Genomic DNA, 14,004 nt, shown 5'->3' with positions numbered 1-14,004 from the left:
TTCGAGCGCATGATGACCGGCGTTTTTCATCAGGCTCACGTCTTGCTCCGGCTTCGGCCGGAGTGGGCGTAACCTAGAATCAGGAATTGGTTAAGGAGGGTTGCTCCTTGTTGGACGTCAACAATTTCGAATACATGAAGATCGGGCTTGCTTCCCCAGAGAAAATTCGTTCTTGGTCCCGCGGAGAAGTGAAAAAACCGGAAACGATCAACTATCGTACGTTGAAACCGGAAAAAGAAGGGCTGTTCTGCGAAAAGATTTTTGGCCCTACAAAAGACTGGGAATGTCATTGCGGCAAATACAAACGCGTCCGTTATAAAGGCGTTGTCTGTGATCGTTGTGGCGTTGAAGTAACACGTGCAAAAGTACGCCGCGAACGGATGGGCCATATTGAGCTCGCTGCTCCGGTATCGCATATCTGGTACTTCAAAGGTATTCCGAGCCGTATGGGTCTTGCTCTGGATATGTCACCAAGATCTCTTGAAGAGATTATTTATTTTGCATCATATGTTGTAACTGATCCAGGAGAAACTCCACTGGAGAAAAAACAGCTGTTGTCCGAGAAAGAATACCGCAGCTACCGTGAAAAATACGGCTATGGTTTCCATGCTGGTATGGGCGCAGAAGCGGTTAAAAAATTGCTTCAAGATCTTGATATAGACAAAGAGCTCGAGTTCCTGAAAGAAGAGCTCCGGACTGCGCAAGGACAACGTCGTAATCGTGCAATCAAACGTCTGGAAGTTATCGAAGCATTCCGCAACTCCGGCAACAAGCCAGAGTGGATGATCATGGATGTACTTCCTGTTATCCCGCCGGAACTTCGTCCAATGGTACAGTTGGATGGTGGACGTTTTGCAACGTCTGACCTGAATGACTTGTACCGCCGTGTAATCAACCGGAACAACCGTCTGAAACGTCTGCTTGATCTGGGCGCGCCAGATATTATCGTGCAAAATGAAAAACGGATGTTGCAGGAAGCTGTTGACGCATTGATCGATAATGGTCGTCGTGGACGCCCGGTAACGGGTCCTGGTAACCGTCCATTGAAATCTCTCAGCCACATGCTGAAAGGTAAACAAGGACGTTTCCGTCAAAACTTGCTCGGTAAACGGGTTGACTATTCTGGTCGTTCCGTTATCGTTGTTGGACCTTACCTGAAAATGTATCAGTGTGGTCTGCCAAAAGATATGGCACTTGAATTGTTCAAGCCTTTTGTTATGAAAGAGCTTGTAAATAAAGGGCTTGCCCACAACATCAAGAGCGCGAAACGTAAAGTTGAGCGTGTAAGTCCTGAAGTATGGGATGTTCTTGAAGAAGTAATCAAGGAGCATCCGGTTCTGTTGAACCGTGCCCCTACGCTTCACAGACTCGGTATTCAAGCATTTGAACCGATTCTCGTTGAAGGTAAAGCAATTCGTCTTCACCCGCTCGTATGTACGGCATACAATGCCGACTTTGACGGTGACCAAATGGCCGTGCACGTTCCCTTGTCCGCTGAAGCTCAAGCGGAAGCACGTATCCTGATGCTTGCATCTGGTAACATTTTGAACCCGAAAGACGGTAAACCGGTTGTTACTCCTTCCCAGGATATGGTGCTTGGTTCTTACTACCTCACTATGGATAACAAGGAAGAAAAGGGCACAGGTATGATCTTGCGTACAGTTAACGAAGCTGTATCGGCATATCAACGTGGTACTGCTGGGCTGCATGCGCGTGTAGCTATTCCTGTTAAGGCGCTTGGTAAAACAAGCTTCACGGAAGAACAACAAGAAGGAATGTTGCTGACAACTGTCGGTAAAATTATCTTCAATGAAATTTTCCCGGCAAGCTTCCCGTATATCAATGACGCGACTCGTGCTAACCTGTACCAAGGTACTGCAGATCACTCATTTGTATATGAAAAAGGTGCTGATCTCAGAGAAGCTATTATGAATGCTCCTCTGGCTGGCGGTGTCGGTAAAGAATACCTCGGCTCCATCATTGCACGTTGTTTTGAAATTTATCACACAACGGAAACAGCCGTTATTTTGGATAAAATCAAACAACTTGGATTCACATACTCTACACGTGCCGGTATTACGGTTGCGGTATCTGATGTTATCGTTCCGCCTGAGAAGTTTGAAATTCTTAGACAATCTGAGGAAAAAGCACAAATCGTTACGAATCAGTACCGTCGTGGTCTGATTACGAATGAAGAGCGCTATGACCGTATCATTGATATCTGGTCAAAATCCAAAGATGACATCACTGAGATTCTGATGAAGTCCATGGATCGTTACAACTCGATCATGATGATGGTAGACTCCAAAGCACGGGGTAACAAATCGCAAATTACCCAATTGGGCGGTATGCGTGGTCTGATGGCCAACCCATCCGGTCGAATTATCGAACTCCCAATCAAATCGAACTTCCGTGAAGGTCTGACGGTACTCGAGTACTTTATCTCCACTCACGGAGCGCGTAAAGGTTTGGCGGATACAGCCCTGCGGACAGCCGATTCAGGTTACCTGACTCGTCGTCTCGTAGACGTAGCCCAAGACGTAATCGTGCGTGATGATGATTGTGGTACAGATAAAGGCTTTACGGTAAGTCGTATCCAGGATGGTAAAGAGGTTATCGAAGATCTCTACGACCGTATTGAAGGCAGATACTGTTTCGAGACTCTTCGTCATCCGGAAACGAAAGAAATCATTGTAGGTCGCAATGAATTGATTGACTCCGATAAAGCAGAAGCGATCATCAAAGCAGGTATTACTAAATTGCAAATCCGCTCCGTCCTCAGCTGCCGTGCAAGTCATGGTGTCTGCAAGAAGTGTTATGGTCGCAACCTCGCGACTGGTAAACACGTGGAGATTGGTGAAGCAGTTGGTATTATCGCAGCACAGTCCATTGGTGAGCCAGGAACACAGCTTACAATGCGTACGTTCCATACCGGTGGTGTAGCCGGAGACGATATTACGCAAGGTTTGCCACGTATCCAGGAGTTGTTCGAAGCTCGTAATCCTAAGGGTCAAGCAACGATCAGTGAAATCGATGGTGTGGTTAAAGAGATTCGCGAAGCGAAAGATCGTCGTGAAATCGAAATTCAAGGTGAAGCGGAATCCAAAGTATACGCCGTTACCTACGGTTCCCGTGTGCGCGTAAGCGAAGGCGCGGAAGTTGAAGCGGGTGACGAGTTGACAGACGGTTCCATTGATCCAAAAGAAATGTTACGAATTAAAGGCATACGTGGTGTACAAAACTACATTCTGCAGGAAGTACAACGCGTATATCGTAACCAAGGCGTAGAAATTAACGATAAGCACGTTGAAGTTATGATCCGTCAAATGCTGCGTAAAATCCGTATCGTAGATGCAGGAGATACAACGCTGTTGCCAGGATCGTTCGTGGATATGCATGAGTACGAAAGAGCTAACAAAATTGCGATTCTTAGTGATAAAGAGCCGGCGGTTGCTAAACCAATCCTGCTCGGTATTACGAAAGCATCCCTGGAAACAGACTCCTTCCTCTCGGCGGCTTCGTTCCAAGAAACTACACGTGTATTGACAGATGCAGCGATCAAGGGTAAAGTCGATCAGTTGCTCGGTCTGAAGGAGAATGTAATCATCGGTAAATTGATTCCTGCAGGTACAGGTATGCACCGTTACCGCAGCATCAAATTTGCTGAGCCAGAAGATGGCCAATCTTCAGTAGAAGAACTTGAGCCAGTTTCGGTTGATTAAATAGATTCCTCCTCATTTAGAGGGGAATGAAAGTTTTGTGCGTCAGGAGGCGGACGCTTGTATAATGCAGGCGGACGAATCCTGATGTACGTAAACTTTTAAAAAAATGTTTTAGGATTAGCATTGACAATGCTTGCGCTAGATGCTAATATATCAAAGGTGCGTGGGCAGCTGATTGTACATGGTTCTATTCGGAGGAATACACAATGTCTAATGAAAAAGCCTTGCAAGATGCTCATGTCAAAATAGGTACCAAACAGACCATGCGGATGGTGCAGACAGGTATGGCTTCTGAAGTCTATGTCGCAGAAGATAGTGATCCGCAGCTTACTTCCAAAATCATTGCTTTGTGTGAACAACACAATGTGAAATGCACGAAAGTGGATACAATGAAAAATCTCGGCAAGGCTTGCGGGATTGGAGTAGGAGCAGCTATGGCTGCTGTCGTAAAATCATAGGGTAAGGAACGTTTTTGTCCGAGAACTTTTAAGGATTCTCCAAGGCAAAAACTTTTCATTTGTCTTTTTATGAACCGCCTGGGTCTGTGGACTTAGTGCAAAGAGGTTTATAAAGAAACATGAATATTTGAGGAAGGGGGTGGCAATCACATGCCAACTATTAACCAACTGGTTCGTAAAGGACGTCAAGCAAAAGTTGAGAAGTCAAAATCTCCAGCTTTGCAAAAAGGATTCAACGCTTTGAAACGTGAATCTACTAACATCAGTGCCCCACAAAAACGTGGTGTCTGCACTCGTGTAGGTACAATGACTCCACGTAAACCAAACTCTGCACTTCGTAAGTATGCCCGTGTTCGTTTGACGAACCGTCTCGAGGTTACTGCTTATATCCCGGGAATCGGACATAACCTTCAAGAGCACAGTGTGGTATTGATCCGCGGAGGTAAAGTTAAAGACCTTGCAGGAGTTCGTTATCACATCGTTCGTGGAGCTCTCGATACTGCTGGTGTAAACAACCGTATGCAAGCTCGTTCGAAATACGGCGCTAAACGTCCAAAAGCTAAAAAAGCCTAAACTATTATAGGCAGATAGCCTGAAAGCCTTCTGGTCTAAGTCTGGAAGGTACAGGATCTGCTGAACAAGAAAGAAAGGGGGATATCCATGCCACGCAAAGGTCCAGTTACGAAAAGAGACGTTCTGCCTGATCCGTTATATAACAGCAAGTTGGTTACTCGTTTAATCAACCGCATCATGATCGGCGGAAAACGCGGTGTTGCTCAAAGCATTCTGTATAATGCGTTCAAGTTGATTCAAGAACGTACGGGTAATGACCCTATGGAAGTATTTGAAGCAGCAATCAAGAACATCATGCCAGTCCTGGAAGTTAAAGCTCGCCGTGTCGGCGGTGCCAACTACCAAGTACCAATCGAGGTGAAACCAGAGAGACGTACTGCTCTGGGATTACGTTGGCTCGTGAACTACTCCCGCAACCGCGGTGAGAAAACAATGGAAGAGCGTTTGGCGGCTGAGATCATCGACGCTTCCAACAACACAGGCGCTTCCGTTAAAAAACGTGAAGATACGCACAAAATGGCTGAAGCGAACAAAGCGTTTGCTCACTACCGTTGGTAGGATTCAGTTCACAATAAAAAAACTTCAATTTTGAAGGGAGACCCATTTCATGGCTAGAGAGTTCTCCTTAAAAAATACACGTAATATCGGGATCATGGCTCATATTGATGCGGGTAAAACCACGACAACTGAGCGGATCCTGTTTTACACAGGACGTACGCACAAAATCGGTGAAGTACACGAAGGCGCTGCGACAATGGACTGGATGGAACAGGAACAGGAGCGCGGAATTACGATTACTTCCGCTGCAACTACCGCTGCTTGGAAAGGCCACCGCGTTAATATTATTGATACCCCGGGACACGTTGACTTCACTGTTGAAGTTGAACGTTCCCTTCGTGTATTGGACGGAGCAGTTGGTGTATTCAGTGCGAAAGAAGGCGTTGAGCCTCAGTCCGAAACCGTATGGAGACAGGCTGACAAGTACGGCGTACCTCGTATCGCATATGTAAACAAAATGGATATCATCGGTGCTGACTTCCTGAACGTTGTATCTGACATGCGTGATCGCCTTCAAGCGAACGCTGTTGCGATTCAACTTCCAATCGGCGCTGAAAATGATTTCAAAGGTATCATTGATATCGTTGCACAAAGAGCTCATATGTACAAAGATGACCTTGGTCAAGATATCGAAGAAACCGACATTCCTGCAGAGTTTGCAGATCAAGTTGAAGAACTTCGCAACGAGTTGATTGAGCGCGTTGCTGAACTGGATGAAGATTTGACAATGAAATACCTGGAAGGCGAAGAGATCACAATTGATGAGATCAAAACCGTACTCCGTAAAGGTGTTGTAGATGTTAAGATATTCCCAGTTATCTGTGGATCCTCATATCGTAACAAAGGTGTTCAACTGATGTTGGATGCTGTTATCGACTACTTGCCAGCTCCAACAGATGTTGCATCGATCACGGGACATCTTGAAGATGGAACTGAAGCAATTCGTAAGTCATCCGATGAAGAGCCATTCTCCGCATTGGCATTCAAAATTATGACTGACCCTTACGTTGGTAAATTGACATTCTTCCGCGTATACTCTGGTGTTCTTCAATCCGGATCATATGTATTGAATGCCACTAAAAACAAACGTGAGCGTATCGGTCGTATCCTTCAAATGCATGCGAACAGCCGTCAAGAAATCACTGTAGTTTACTCCGGTGATATTGCAGCTGCCGTAGGTTTGAAAGATACAGGTACAGGTGATACACTATGTGATGAGAAATATCCGGTTATCCTGGAGTCAATGAACTTCCCTGATCCGGTTATCGAAATCGCTGTTGAACCTAAAACCAAAGCTGACCAGGATAAACTGGGTGTTGCTCTCGGTAAGTTGACTGAAGAGGATCCAACTCTTCGTGCTCATACTGACGAAGAAACAGGCCAAACGATCTTGGCAGGTATGGGTGAGCTTCACCTTGATATCATCATCGACCGTATGCGTCGTGAGTTCAAGGTTGAAACTACTGTGGGTAAACCACAAGTAGCTTACCGTGAAACATTCCGTGCTCCAGCGCGCGTTGAAGGTAAATTCGTACGTCAATCCGGTGGTCGTGGTCAATACGGTCACGTATGGGTTGAATTCGAACCTCTCGAGCCGGGTACAGGCAGCCAGTTCGAAAGTAAGGTTGTCGGTGGTTCGGTACCAAGAGAATACATTCAACCTGCACTGTCAGGGATTGAAGAGCAAATGAAAAACGGCGTTATTGCAGGCTTCCCGCTTGTTGACGTTAAGGCTACAATCGTAGACGGATCTTACCATGATGTCGATTCCAATGAGATGGCATTTAAAATTGCCGGATCTATGGCGCTTAAAGCGGCTAAAGACAAGTGTAAACCAGTTCTGCTTGAGCCTATCATGAAAGTAGAAGTAACTGTTCCAGAAGAGTATATGGGTGACGTAATGGGTATGTTGAACTCCCGTCGTGGCCGCATCGAAGGTATGGATTCCCGTAGTGGAGCTCAAATCATCCGTGCTAAGGTACCTCTTTCTGAAATGTTTGGTTACTCTACAACTCTTCGTTCCGGTACTCAAGGACGCGGCGTATTCTCCATGGAACTCTCTCACTATGAAGAAGTTCCTAAGAGCATCGCTGAAGAAATCGTTGCCAAAACAAAAGGCACCGAGTAGTTTTCTCACACTGGATGCAAGTGCATAAGAATTCAATTCGGAGCACTTCATTCAGTGAAAACATAAAATTATAATTTTAAGGAGGCCACGTTCAAATGGCAAAGGCTAAATACGAACGTAATAAACCCCACGTTAACATCGGTACTATTGGTCACGTCGATCACGGTAAAACAACTCTGACTGCTGCAATCACAACTGTATTGTCCAAAACTTACGGTGGTGCTGCAATTGCATTCGACCAAATCGACAAAGCTCCAGAAGAGCGCGAACGCGGTATCACAATCTCCACATCACACGTTGAGTACGAAACTGACACTCGTCACTACGCTCACGTTGACTGCCCAGGTCACGCCGACTATGTTAAAAACATGATCACTGGCGCGGCTCAAATGGATGGAGCTATCTTGGTAGTATCCGCAGCAGACGGCCCAATGCCACAAACTCGTGAGCATATCTTGCTCTCCCGTCAAGTAGGCGTACCTTACATTGTTGTATTCTTGAACAAATGTGACATGGTTGAAGACGAAGAGTTGTTGGAATTGGTTGAGATGGAAGTTCGCGACCTTCTTAACGAATATGAGTTCCCAGGTGACGATACTCCAATCACTCGTGGATCCGCTCGTGAAGCTCTGGCAAACCCAGATGGCGAATGGGCTCAAAAAATCGTTGAGATGTTCAAAGAGATCGACACTTACATCCCACTGCCTGAGCGTCAAACTGACAAGCCTTTCTTGATGCCTGTCGAGGACGTATTCTCCATCACTGGTCGTGGTACTGTTGCTACTGGCCGTGTAGAGCGTGGTACTGTTAAAGTCGGCGAAGAGATCGAAATCGTTGGTATCACTGAAGAAACTAAAAAATCCGTTGTAACAGGCGTTGAGATGTTCCGTAAATTGTTGGATTCCGCTCAAGCGGGTGACAACATCGGTGCATTGTTGCGTGGTGTTGACCGTACTCAAATCGAGCGTGGTCAAGTACTTGCAAAACCAGGTTCTGTTAAGCCACACACAGAATTCACAGCTCAAATCTACGTTCTGACTAAAGAAGAGGGCGGACGTCACAAACCATTCTTCACTGGTTACCGTCCACAGTTCTACTTCCGTACAACTGACGTAACAGGCATCATCAACTTGCCTGAAGGTACTGAAATGGTAATGCCTGGTGATAACATCACTGTTACTGTTTCCCTGATCTCCCCAATCGCGATTGAAGAAGGAACTAAATTCTCCATTCGTGAAGGCGGACGTACAGTAGGTGCCGGTTCCGTAGCATCTATCCAAAAATAATTCGGCTTAACGCTGAATAAAGCATAAGTAACAGTGTACTGGAACGAGTAACATTGTATTGTAACGAAGCTTCGGAAGAGTTCTTTATCCGACATCGGATAGAGAACTCTTTTATTATGTTTAAAGTTCGGAACCTGCGTCATACGAAATGAACATCATTTACGTATTTAGAAGGATTGGCAAGGCAGCCTGGATATTGAAGATTAACACTGCAATAAACGAAGTCATTTCATCAGAAAAGATAAGTTTAAATGTTTTTCTTAAATATGCTTGCAATACGCCTATCTTTTCTATATAATAATGAATGTTGTTCTGTGACGTTGCGATGATGTGAGAGGTTACTGGCACACCCGGCCCCTTTGCCATGGGAGAGTGGCTAGAAAATTTTCACGGAGTATGTCCGATAAAAAATTGGGCGATAGAAGGAGGGACTAAAATGGCAAAGCAAAAAATTCGTATTCGTTTGAAAGCTTACGACCACAGAATTCTTGATCAATCCGCGGAGAAAATTGTTGAAACAGCAAAACGTTCGGGTGCTGGTGTATCCGGTCCGATTCCGCTTCCTACTGAAAAACAAATCATTACTATTCTTCGTGCGGTGCACAAGTACAAGGATTCTCGGGAACAATTCGAACAACGTACACATAAACGTTTGATCGACATCGTTAACCCGACTCCACAAACTGTGGATGCCTTGATGCGCTTGGATCTGCCGTCCGGTGTAGATATCGAAATTAAATTGTAATACAAGCTACAACAAAGACCATGTATAAAGGAAAAGAGGTGTCAACATGAAAGCAATCTTAGGAAAAAAACTCGGAATGACTCAAGTATTTACTCCTGAAGGTAACGTCGTTCCAGTAACGGTTATCGAAGCAGGCCCTTGTGTTGTTTTGCAAAAGAAAGACATTGAGAACGATGGCTACGAAGCAATTCAAATCGGTTACTCCGATAAGAAAGAGAAAAATGCTAACAAGCCAGAAGCAGGTCACGCTAAAAAAGCGAACACTGCCCCTAAGCGCTACGTTCGTGAAGTTCGCGGTATCAACATCGCAGAATATGAAGTTGGCCAAGAACTGAAAGCTGACATTTTCGCTGAAGGCGAATTCGTTGACGTAACGGGTATTTCTAAAGGCAAGGGTTTTGCCGGCGTTATCAAACGTTGGGGACAAAGCACTGGACCTATGTCACACGGTTCGCGTTACCACCGTGGCCCTGGTTCAATGGGTTCGATCCAAGCTAACCGCGTTCCTAAAGGCAAACGCCTGCCAGGACACATGGGACATGATACTATTACAATCCAACGTCTTGAAGTAGTTAAAGTGGACGCTGAGCGTAACGTGTTGCTCGTGAAAGGTTCCATTCCTGGACCGAAAAACAGTCTCATTAGAGTTAAAGAAACGGTGAAAAAATAACCACTGAAGAAAGGAGGAACACAAAATGCCAAAAGTATCAGTTTACAATGTAGATGGTAGCCAAGTAGGCGAAGTTGAATTGAACGATGCGGTTTTCGGAATTGAGCCGAACCAACACGTTCTGTACGATGCAGTTCTTATGCAACGCGCTTCCCTTCGTCAAGGTACCCACAAAGTAAAAGGACGTTCTGAAGTTCGTGGCGGTGGACGTAAGCCTTGGAAACAAAAAGGTACAGGTCGCGCTCGTCAAGGTTCAATTCGTTCACCACAATGGAAAGGCGGCGGTATCGTATTTGGTCCAACACCACGGAGCTATGCGTATAAACTGCCTAAGAAAGTTCGCCGCTTGGCGATCAAATCAGCCCTTTCATCCAAAGTGCTTGACAATGACATTATCGTTTTGGACGCTCTCACGTTGAGCACGCCTAAAACTAAAGAATTTGCAGCCATCTTGAGTAACCTCAAAGTGGGACGTAAAGCTTTGATCGTAGCTCCTAGCTATGATGATAATGTAGCTCTTTCCGCACGGAATATTCCAGGCGTGAAATTCGTAGCTGCTGACGGTATTAATGTTCTTGACGTGCTTTCGCACGACAAATTGATCATTACGAAAGAAGCAGTTCAGAAGGTAGAGGAGGTGCTCGCGTAATGAAGGATCCTCGTGATATTGTAAAACGTCCGATTATTACGGAACGTACTGCTGACATGATGAACGACTTGAAATATGTATTTGAAGTCGATATCCGTGCAAACAAAACCGAGATCAAAAAGGCAGTAGAAGCTATTTTCAATGTAAAAGTGAAAAACGTGAACACGCTTCGTGTTCCAGCTAAGCCAAAACGGTACGGACGTTATTCCGGATATACTAGCGAATGGAAAAAAGCGTTTGTAACGCTGACAAAAGACAGCAAAACGCTTGAGTTCTTTGAAACTGTATAATTGAATTTTTGAAGTAAGGAGGGAAACCCAGTGCCAATCAAAAAGTATAAACCAACATCCCCGGCAAGACGGAACATGTCCGTTTCTACATTTGAGGAAATCACCACAAATCAGCCGGAGAAATCGTTGTTGGCCCCGTTGAGCAAACAAGCAGGCCGCAACAACCAAGGTAAAATTACAGTTCGTCACCATGGTGGTGGACACAAACGTAAATACCGTATCATTGACTTCAAACGTACTAAAGATGGAATACCGGGCCGCGTTGCTACGATTGAGTATGACCCGAACCGTACATCCAACATCGCTCTGATTCACTATGCTGATGGTGAAAAGCGTTATATCATCGCTCCTAAAGGTTTGAAAGTTGGAGATCAAGTATTCTCCGGACCTGAATCGGACATCAAAATCGGTAACGCACTGCCACTCGAAAACATTCCAGTAGGTACCGTTATCCACAACATTGAGTTGAAACCAGGTAAAGGCGGACAATTGGTTCGTGCTGCTGGTACAGAAGCTCAATTGCTTGGTAAAGAAGAAAAATACGTTTCCGTTCGTCTCTCATCCGGAGAAGTTCGTCGTATTTTGAAAGTTTGCCGCGCGACAATCGGATCTGTTGGTAACCAAGACCACGAGCTCATCAAAATCGGTAAAGCCGGTCGTAGCCGTTGGTTGGGTAAACGTCCTGAGGTTCGTGGTGTAGTAATGAACCCTAACGATCACCCACACGGTGGTGGTGAAGGTCGTGCTCCAATCGGACGTAAATCGCCTATGTCACCATGGGGTAAACCTACTCTTGGTTACAAAACGCGTAAGAAAAATAAAGCTTCTGATAAATACATCATTCGCCGCCGCACGAAGTAATACACACTGTGCATAACTTCGTGAGGCATCTGCGGATGCATAATAGCTATGTTTGAAGGGAGGATCTCCACATGGGTCGCAGTTTGAAAAAAGGGCCATTCATTGATGGCTACATGCTTAAAAAGGTAGAAGAGATGGAAGCTTCAGGTAAGAAGAATGTGATCAAAACCTGGTCCCGTCGTTCTACAATTTTCCCGCAATTCATCGGACACACATTTGGCGTTTACGATGGTCGTAAACACGTGCCAGTGTATGTAACTGAGGACATGGTCGGACACAAACTGGGTGAGTTCGCTCCAACCCGTACGTACAAAGGCCATACTGCTGATGATAAGAAAACAAGAAGATAAATGAATATCTTTAATGTTTGAAAGGAGGTTACACAATGGAAGCAAAAGCACATGCTAAGTTTATCCGGATTGCTCCTCGTAAAGCTCAACTCGTTGTTGACTTGATTCGTGGCAAGCAAGTAGGTGAGGCGGTTGCCATTCTCCGTCACACTCCGAAATCTGCTTCTCCAATCGTTGAGAAGTTGCTTAACTCCGCTATTGCGAATGCGGAACATAACTATTCTTTGGATGTTAACAAATTGGTTATCTCGCAAGCTTACGTGAACCAAGGACCGACAATGAAACGTTTCCGCCCTCGTGCAATGGGACGTGCAAGTCGTATTAACAAACGTACTAGCCACATTACTTTGGTGGTATCTGAGAAGTAGAAGGAGGGGAAATGTGTGGGCCAAAAGGTAAATCCAGTCGGACTCCGTGTCGGAATTATCCGTGACTGGGAATCTAAGTGGTATGCAGGCAAAGACTTCGGTGATCTTTTGATGGAAGACGTGAGAATTCGTGAATTCCTGAAAAATAAATTGAAAGACTCCGCTTTATCTCGTGTAGAAATTGAGAGAGCGGCTAACCGCGTAAACGTAACGATTCACACTGCTAAACCAGGTATGGTTATTGGTAAGGGTGGTTCGGAAGTTGAAAATCTTCGTAACCAAATTACGAAAATTGCTGGCGGTAAAAAAGTACACATCAACATTTCTGAAATTAAGAACCAAGACTTGGACGCTGTTCTTGTAGCTGAAAGCATTGCACAACAATTGGAACGTCGTGTTTCTTTCCGTCGTGCTCTGAAACAAGCAATTCAAAGAACTATGCGCTCCGGTGCTAAAGGTATCAAAACTCAAGTAGGCGGACGTCTTGGCGGTGCTGAGATCGCACGTTCTGAAGGCTACAGCGAAGGAACTGTTCCACTGCACACACTGCGTGCTGACATTGACTACGGTACAGCAGAGGCTCATACTACTTACGGACTTATCGGCGTAAAAGTATGGATCTATCGTGGAGAGGTTCTTCCTACGGCTAAGAAACAAGCTGCTAAGGAAGGAGGCAACTAATCATGTTGGTACCAAAACGCGTAAAACACCGTAAGCAACAACGTGGACATATGAAAGGCCAAGCTAAAGGCGGAACGACTCTGAACTTTGGCGAATACGGTCTGCAAGCTACGGAACCGGCTTGGATTACGAACCGTCAAATCGAAGCGGCTCGTATTGCGATGACTCGTTACATCAAACGTGGTGGTAAAGTTTGGATCAAAATTTTCCCAGACAAACCAATCACTCAAAAGCCTCTCGAGGTTCGGATGGGTAGCGGTAAAGGTAACGTAGAAAAATGGGTTGCAGTAGTGAAACCAGGTAAGATCATGTTTGAACTTGCTGGTGTACCGGAGGAAATTGCACGCGAAGCAATGCGTCTTGCCGCTCACAAACTGCCAATCAAAACGAAGTTCGTGAAACGTGAAGAATTGGGTGGTGAAGCAAATGAAAGCTAGTGAATTTCGCAACCTAACCTCTGCTGAAATCGAGCAAAAGATTGCCGGATTTAAAGAAGAACTCTTTAACCTCCGCTTTCAATTAGCTACCGGTCAGCTGGATAACCCGACTCGCATCCGTGATGTGCGGAAAGAAATAGCTCGTGCTAAAACCATTATCCGTGAGAGAGAATTGGGAATCGGTTAATTAGGGATAGGATGGACAATCCGTCCGTAATCAGGAAGGAG

Annotated in this window: 16 protein-coding genes; all 16 read left to right on the top strand. The window is 45.3% G+C overall.

Going from position 1 to position 14,004, the window contains the following annotated elements:
• Window positions 1-107: 107 nt before the first annotated feature.
• The 16 genes from rpoC to rpmC all read left to right on the top strand — a co-directional run bounded on the left by rpoC (window position 108) and on the right by rpmC (window position 13,963).
• Entirely contained in the window at window positions 108-3,722 is a 3,615-nt protein-coding gene (gene rpoC / locus BS614_RS30320) for a DNA-directed RNA polymerase subunit beta' (protein WP_036607173.1), read from the top strand.
• 206 nt (window positions 3,723-3,928) lie between these two features.
• Window positions 3,929-4,180: a ribosomal L7Ae/L30e/S12e/Gadd45 family protein gene (locus BS614_RS30315; protein ID WP_036607175.1), complete on the top strand. Its 252-nt coding sequence runs from the start codon at window positions 3,929-3,931 to the stop codon at window positions 4,178-4,180.
• Between the two features lie 150 nt (window positions 4,181-4,330).
• A complete protein-coding gene (gene rpsL / locus BS614_RS30310; protein ID WP_017692070.1) occupies window positions 4,331-4,753 on the top strand; it encodes a 30S ribosomal protein S12 in 423 nt (140 codons plus the stop codon).
• Between the two features lie 87 nt (window positions 4,754-4,840).
• The gene (rpsG, locus tag BS614_RS30305; RefSeq protein ID WP_017692071.1) at window positions 4,841-5,311 is read left to right on the top strand and encodes a 30S ribosomal protein S7; all 471 of its coding nucleotides are present in this window, start codon (window positions 4,841-4,843) and stop codon (window positions 5,309-5,311) included.
• Window positions 5,312-5,360: 49 nt separating this feature from the next.
• On the top strand, window positions 5,361-7,439 hold the full coding sequence (gene fusA, locus BS614_RS30300; protein WP_074096566.1) for an elongation factor G: 2,079 nt from the start codon (window positions 5,361-5,363) through the stop codon (window positions 7,437-7,439).
• Window positions 7,440-7,534: 95 nt separating this feature from the next.
• Window positions 7,535-8,725, top strand: coding sequence for an elongation factor Tu (gene tuf, locus BS614_RS30295; protein WP_017692073.1), 1,191 nt, complete (start codon window positions 7,535-7,537; stop codon window positions 8,723-8,725).
• Between the two features lie 436 nt (window positions 8,726-9,161).
• Window positions 9,162-9,470: a 30S ribosomal protein S10 gene (rpsJ, locus tag BS614_RS30290; protein ID WP_017692074.1), complete on the top strand. Its 309-nt coding sequence runs from the start codon at window positions 9,162-9,164 to the stop codon at window positions 9,468-9,470.
• A 46-nt stretch (window positions 9,471-9,516) separates the two neighbouring features.
• Entirely contained in the window at window positions 9,517-10,140 is a 624-nt protein-coding gene (gene rplC, locus BS614_RS30285; protein ID WP_017692075.1) for a 50S ribosomal protein L3, read from the top strand.
• A gap of 25 nt (window positions 10,141-10,165) precedes the next feature.
• A complete protein-coding gene (rplD, locus tag BS614_RS30280; RefSeq protein ID WP_017692076.1) occupies window positions 10,166-10,789 on the top strand; it encodes a 50S ribosomal protein L4 in 624 nt (207 codons plus the stop codon).
• The gene (gene rplW / locus BS614_RS30275; protein WP_017692077.1) at window positions 10,789-11,079 is read left to right on the top strand and encodes a 50S ribosomal protein L23; all 291 of its coding nucleotides are present in this window, start codon (window positions 10,789-10,791) and stop codon (window positions 11,077-11,079) included. The genes rplD and rplW overlap by 1 nt, the downstream gene beginning before the upstream one ends.
• A gap of 30 nt (window positions 11,080-11,109) precedes the next feature.
• Window positions 11,110-11,940 carry a 50S ribosomal protein L2 gene (gene rplB, locus BS614_RS30270; protein WP_017692078.1) on the top strand — a complete coding sequence of 277 codons (831 nt, stop codon included), beginning with the start codon at window positions 11,110-11,112 and terminating at the stop codon, window positions 11,938-11,940.
• Between the two features lie 71 nt (window positions 11,941-12,011).
• A complete protein-coding gene (gene rpsS, locus BS614_RS30265) occupies window positions 12,012-12,290 on the top strand; it encodes a 30S ribosomal protein S19 (protein ID WP_017692079.1) in 279 nt (92 codons plus the stop codon).
• A gap of 35 nt (window positions 12,291-12,325) precedes the next feature.
• Complete coding sequence (gene rplV / locus BS614_RS30260) at window positions 12,326-12,658, top strand: 50S ribosomal protein L22 (protein ID WP_036607180.1); 333 nt, start codon at window positions 12,326-12,328, stop codon at window positions 12,656-12,658.
• Between the two features lie 15 nt (window positions 12,659-12,673).
• Window positions 12,674-13,339 carry a 30S ribosomal protein S3 gene (gene rpsC / locus BS614_RS30255; protein ID WP_036607182.1) on the top strand — a complete coding sequence of 222 codons (666 nt, stop codon included), beginning with the start codon at window positions 12,674-12,676 and terminating at the stop codon, window positions 13,337-13,339.
• A 2-nt stretch (window positions 13,340-13,341) separates the two neighbouring features.
• Window positions 13,342-13,776: a 50S ribosomal protein L16 gene (gene rplP, locus BS614_RS30250; RefSeq protein WP_017692082.1), complete on the top strand. Its 435-nt coding sequence runs from the start codon at window positions 13,342-13,344 to the stop codon at window positions 13,774-13,776.
• Window positions 13,766-13,963, top strand: a complete 198-nt coding sequence (rpmC, locus tag BS614_RS30245) for a 50S ribosomal protein L29 (RefSeq protein WP_017692083.1) — start codon at window positions 13,766-13,768, stop codon at window positions 13,961-13,963. Before rplP ends, rpmC begins: the two co-directional genes overlap by 11 nt.
• The last annotated feature ends 41 nt before the right edge of the window (window positions 13,964-14,004 follow it).

This window comes from Paenibacillus xylanexedens (assembly GCF_001908275.1).
GTDB lineage: Bacteria > Bacillota > Bacilli > Paenibacillales > Paenibacillaceae > Paenibacillus > Paenibacillus xylanexedens_A.
This window is presented reverse-complemented; position numbering and strand designations above follow the sequence as displayed.

Bases quoted from the DNA above. Each gene is read 5' to 3' on its own strand.
- rpmC (WP_017692083.1), top strand. From the start codon at position 13,766: ATGAAAGCTAGTGAATTTCGCAACCTAACCTCTGCTGAAATCGAGCAA.
- BS614_RS30315 (WP_036607175.1), top strand. From the start codon at position 3,929: ATGTCTAATGAAAAAGCCTTGCAAGATGCTCATGTCAAAATAGGTACC.
- rplP (WP_017692082.1), top strand. From the start codon at position 13,342: ATGTTGGTACCAAAACGCGTAAAACACCGTAAGCAACAACGTGGACAT.
- rplW (WP_017692077.1), top strand. From the start codon at position 10,789: ATGAAGGATCCTCGTGATATTGTAAAACGTCCGATTATTACGGAACGT.
- rplD (WP_017692076.1), top strand. From the start codon at position 10,166: ATGCCAAAAGTATCAGTTTACAATGTAGATGGTAGCCAAGTAGGCGAA.
- rplC (WP_017692075.1), top strand. From the start codon at position 9,517: ATGAAAGCAATCTTAGGAAAAAAACTCGGAATGACTCAAGTATTTACT.
- rpsS (WP_017692079.1), top strand. From the start codon at position 12,012: ATGGGTCGCAGTTTGAAAAAAGGGCCATTCATTGATGGCTACATGCTT.
- rpsG (WP_017692071.1), top strand. From the start codon at position 4,841: ATGCCACGCAAAGGTCCAGTTACGAAAAGAGACGTTCTGCCTGATCCG.
- fusA (WP_074096566.1), top strand. From the start codon at position 5,361: ATGGCTAGAGAGTTCTCCTTAAAAAATACACGTAATATCGGGATCATG.
- rpsJ (WP_017692074.1), top strand. From the start codon at position 9,162: ATGGCAAAGCAAAAAATTCGTATTCGTTTGAAAGCTTACGACCACAGA.
- tuf (WP_017692073.1), top strand. From the start codon at position 7,535: ATGGCAAAGGCTAAATACGAACGTAATAAACCCCACGTTAACATCGGT.
- rpsL (WP_017692070.1), top strand. From the start codon at position 4,331: ATGCCAACTATTAACCAACTGGTTCGTAAAGGACGTCAAGCAAAAGTT.
- rplV (WP_036607180.1), top strand. From the start codon at position 12,326: ATGGAAGCAAAAGCACATGCTAAGTTTATCCGGATTGCTCCTCGTAAA.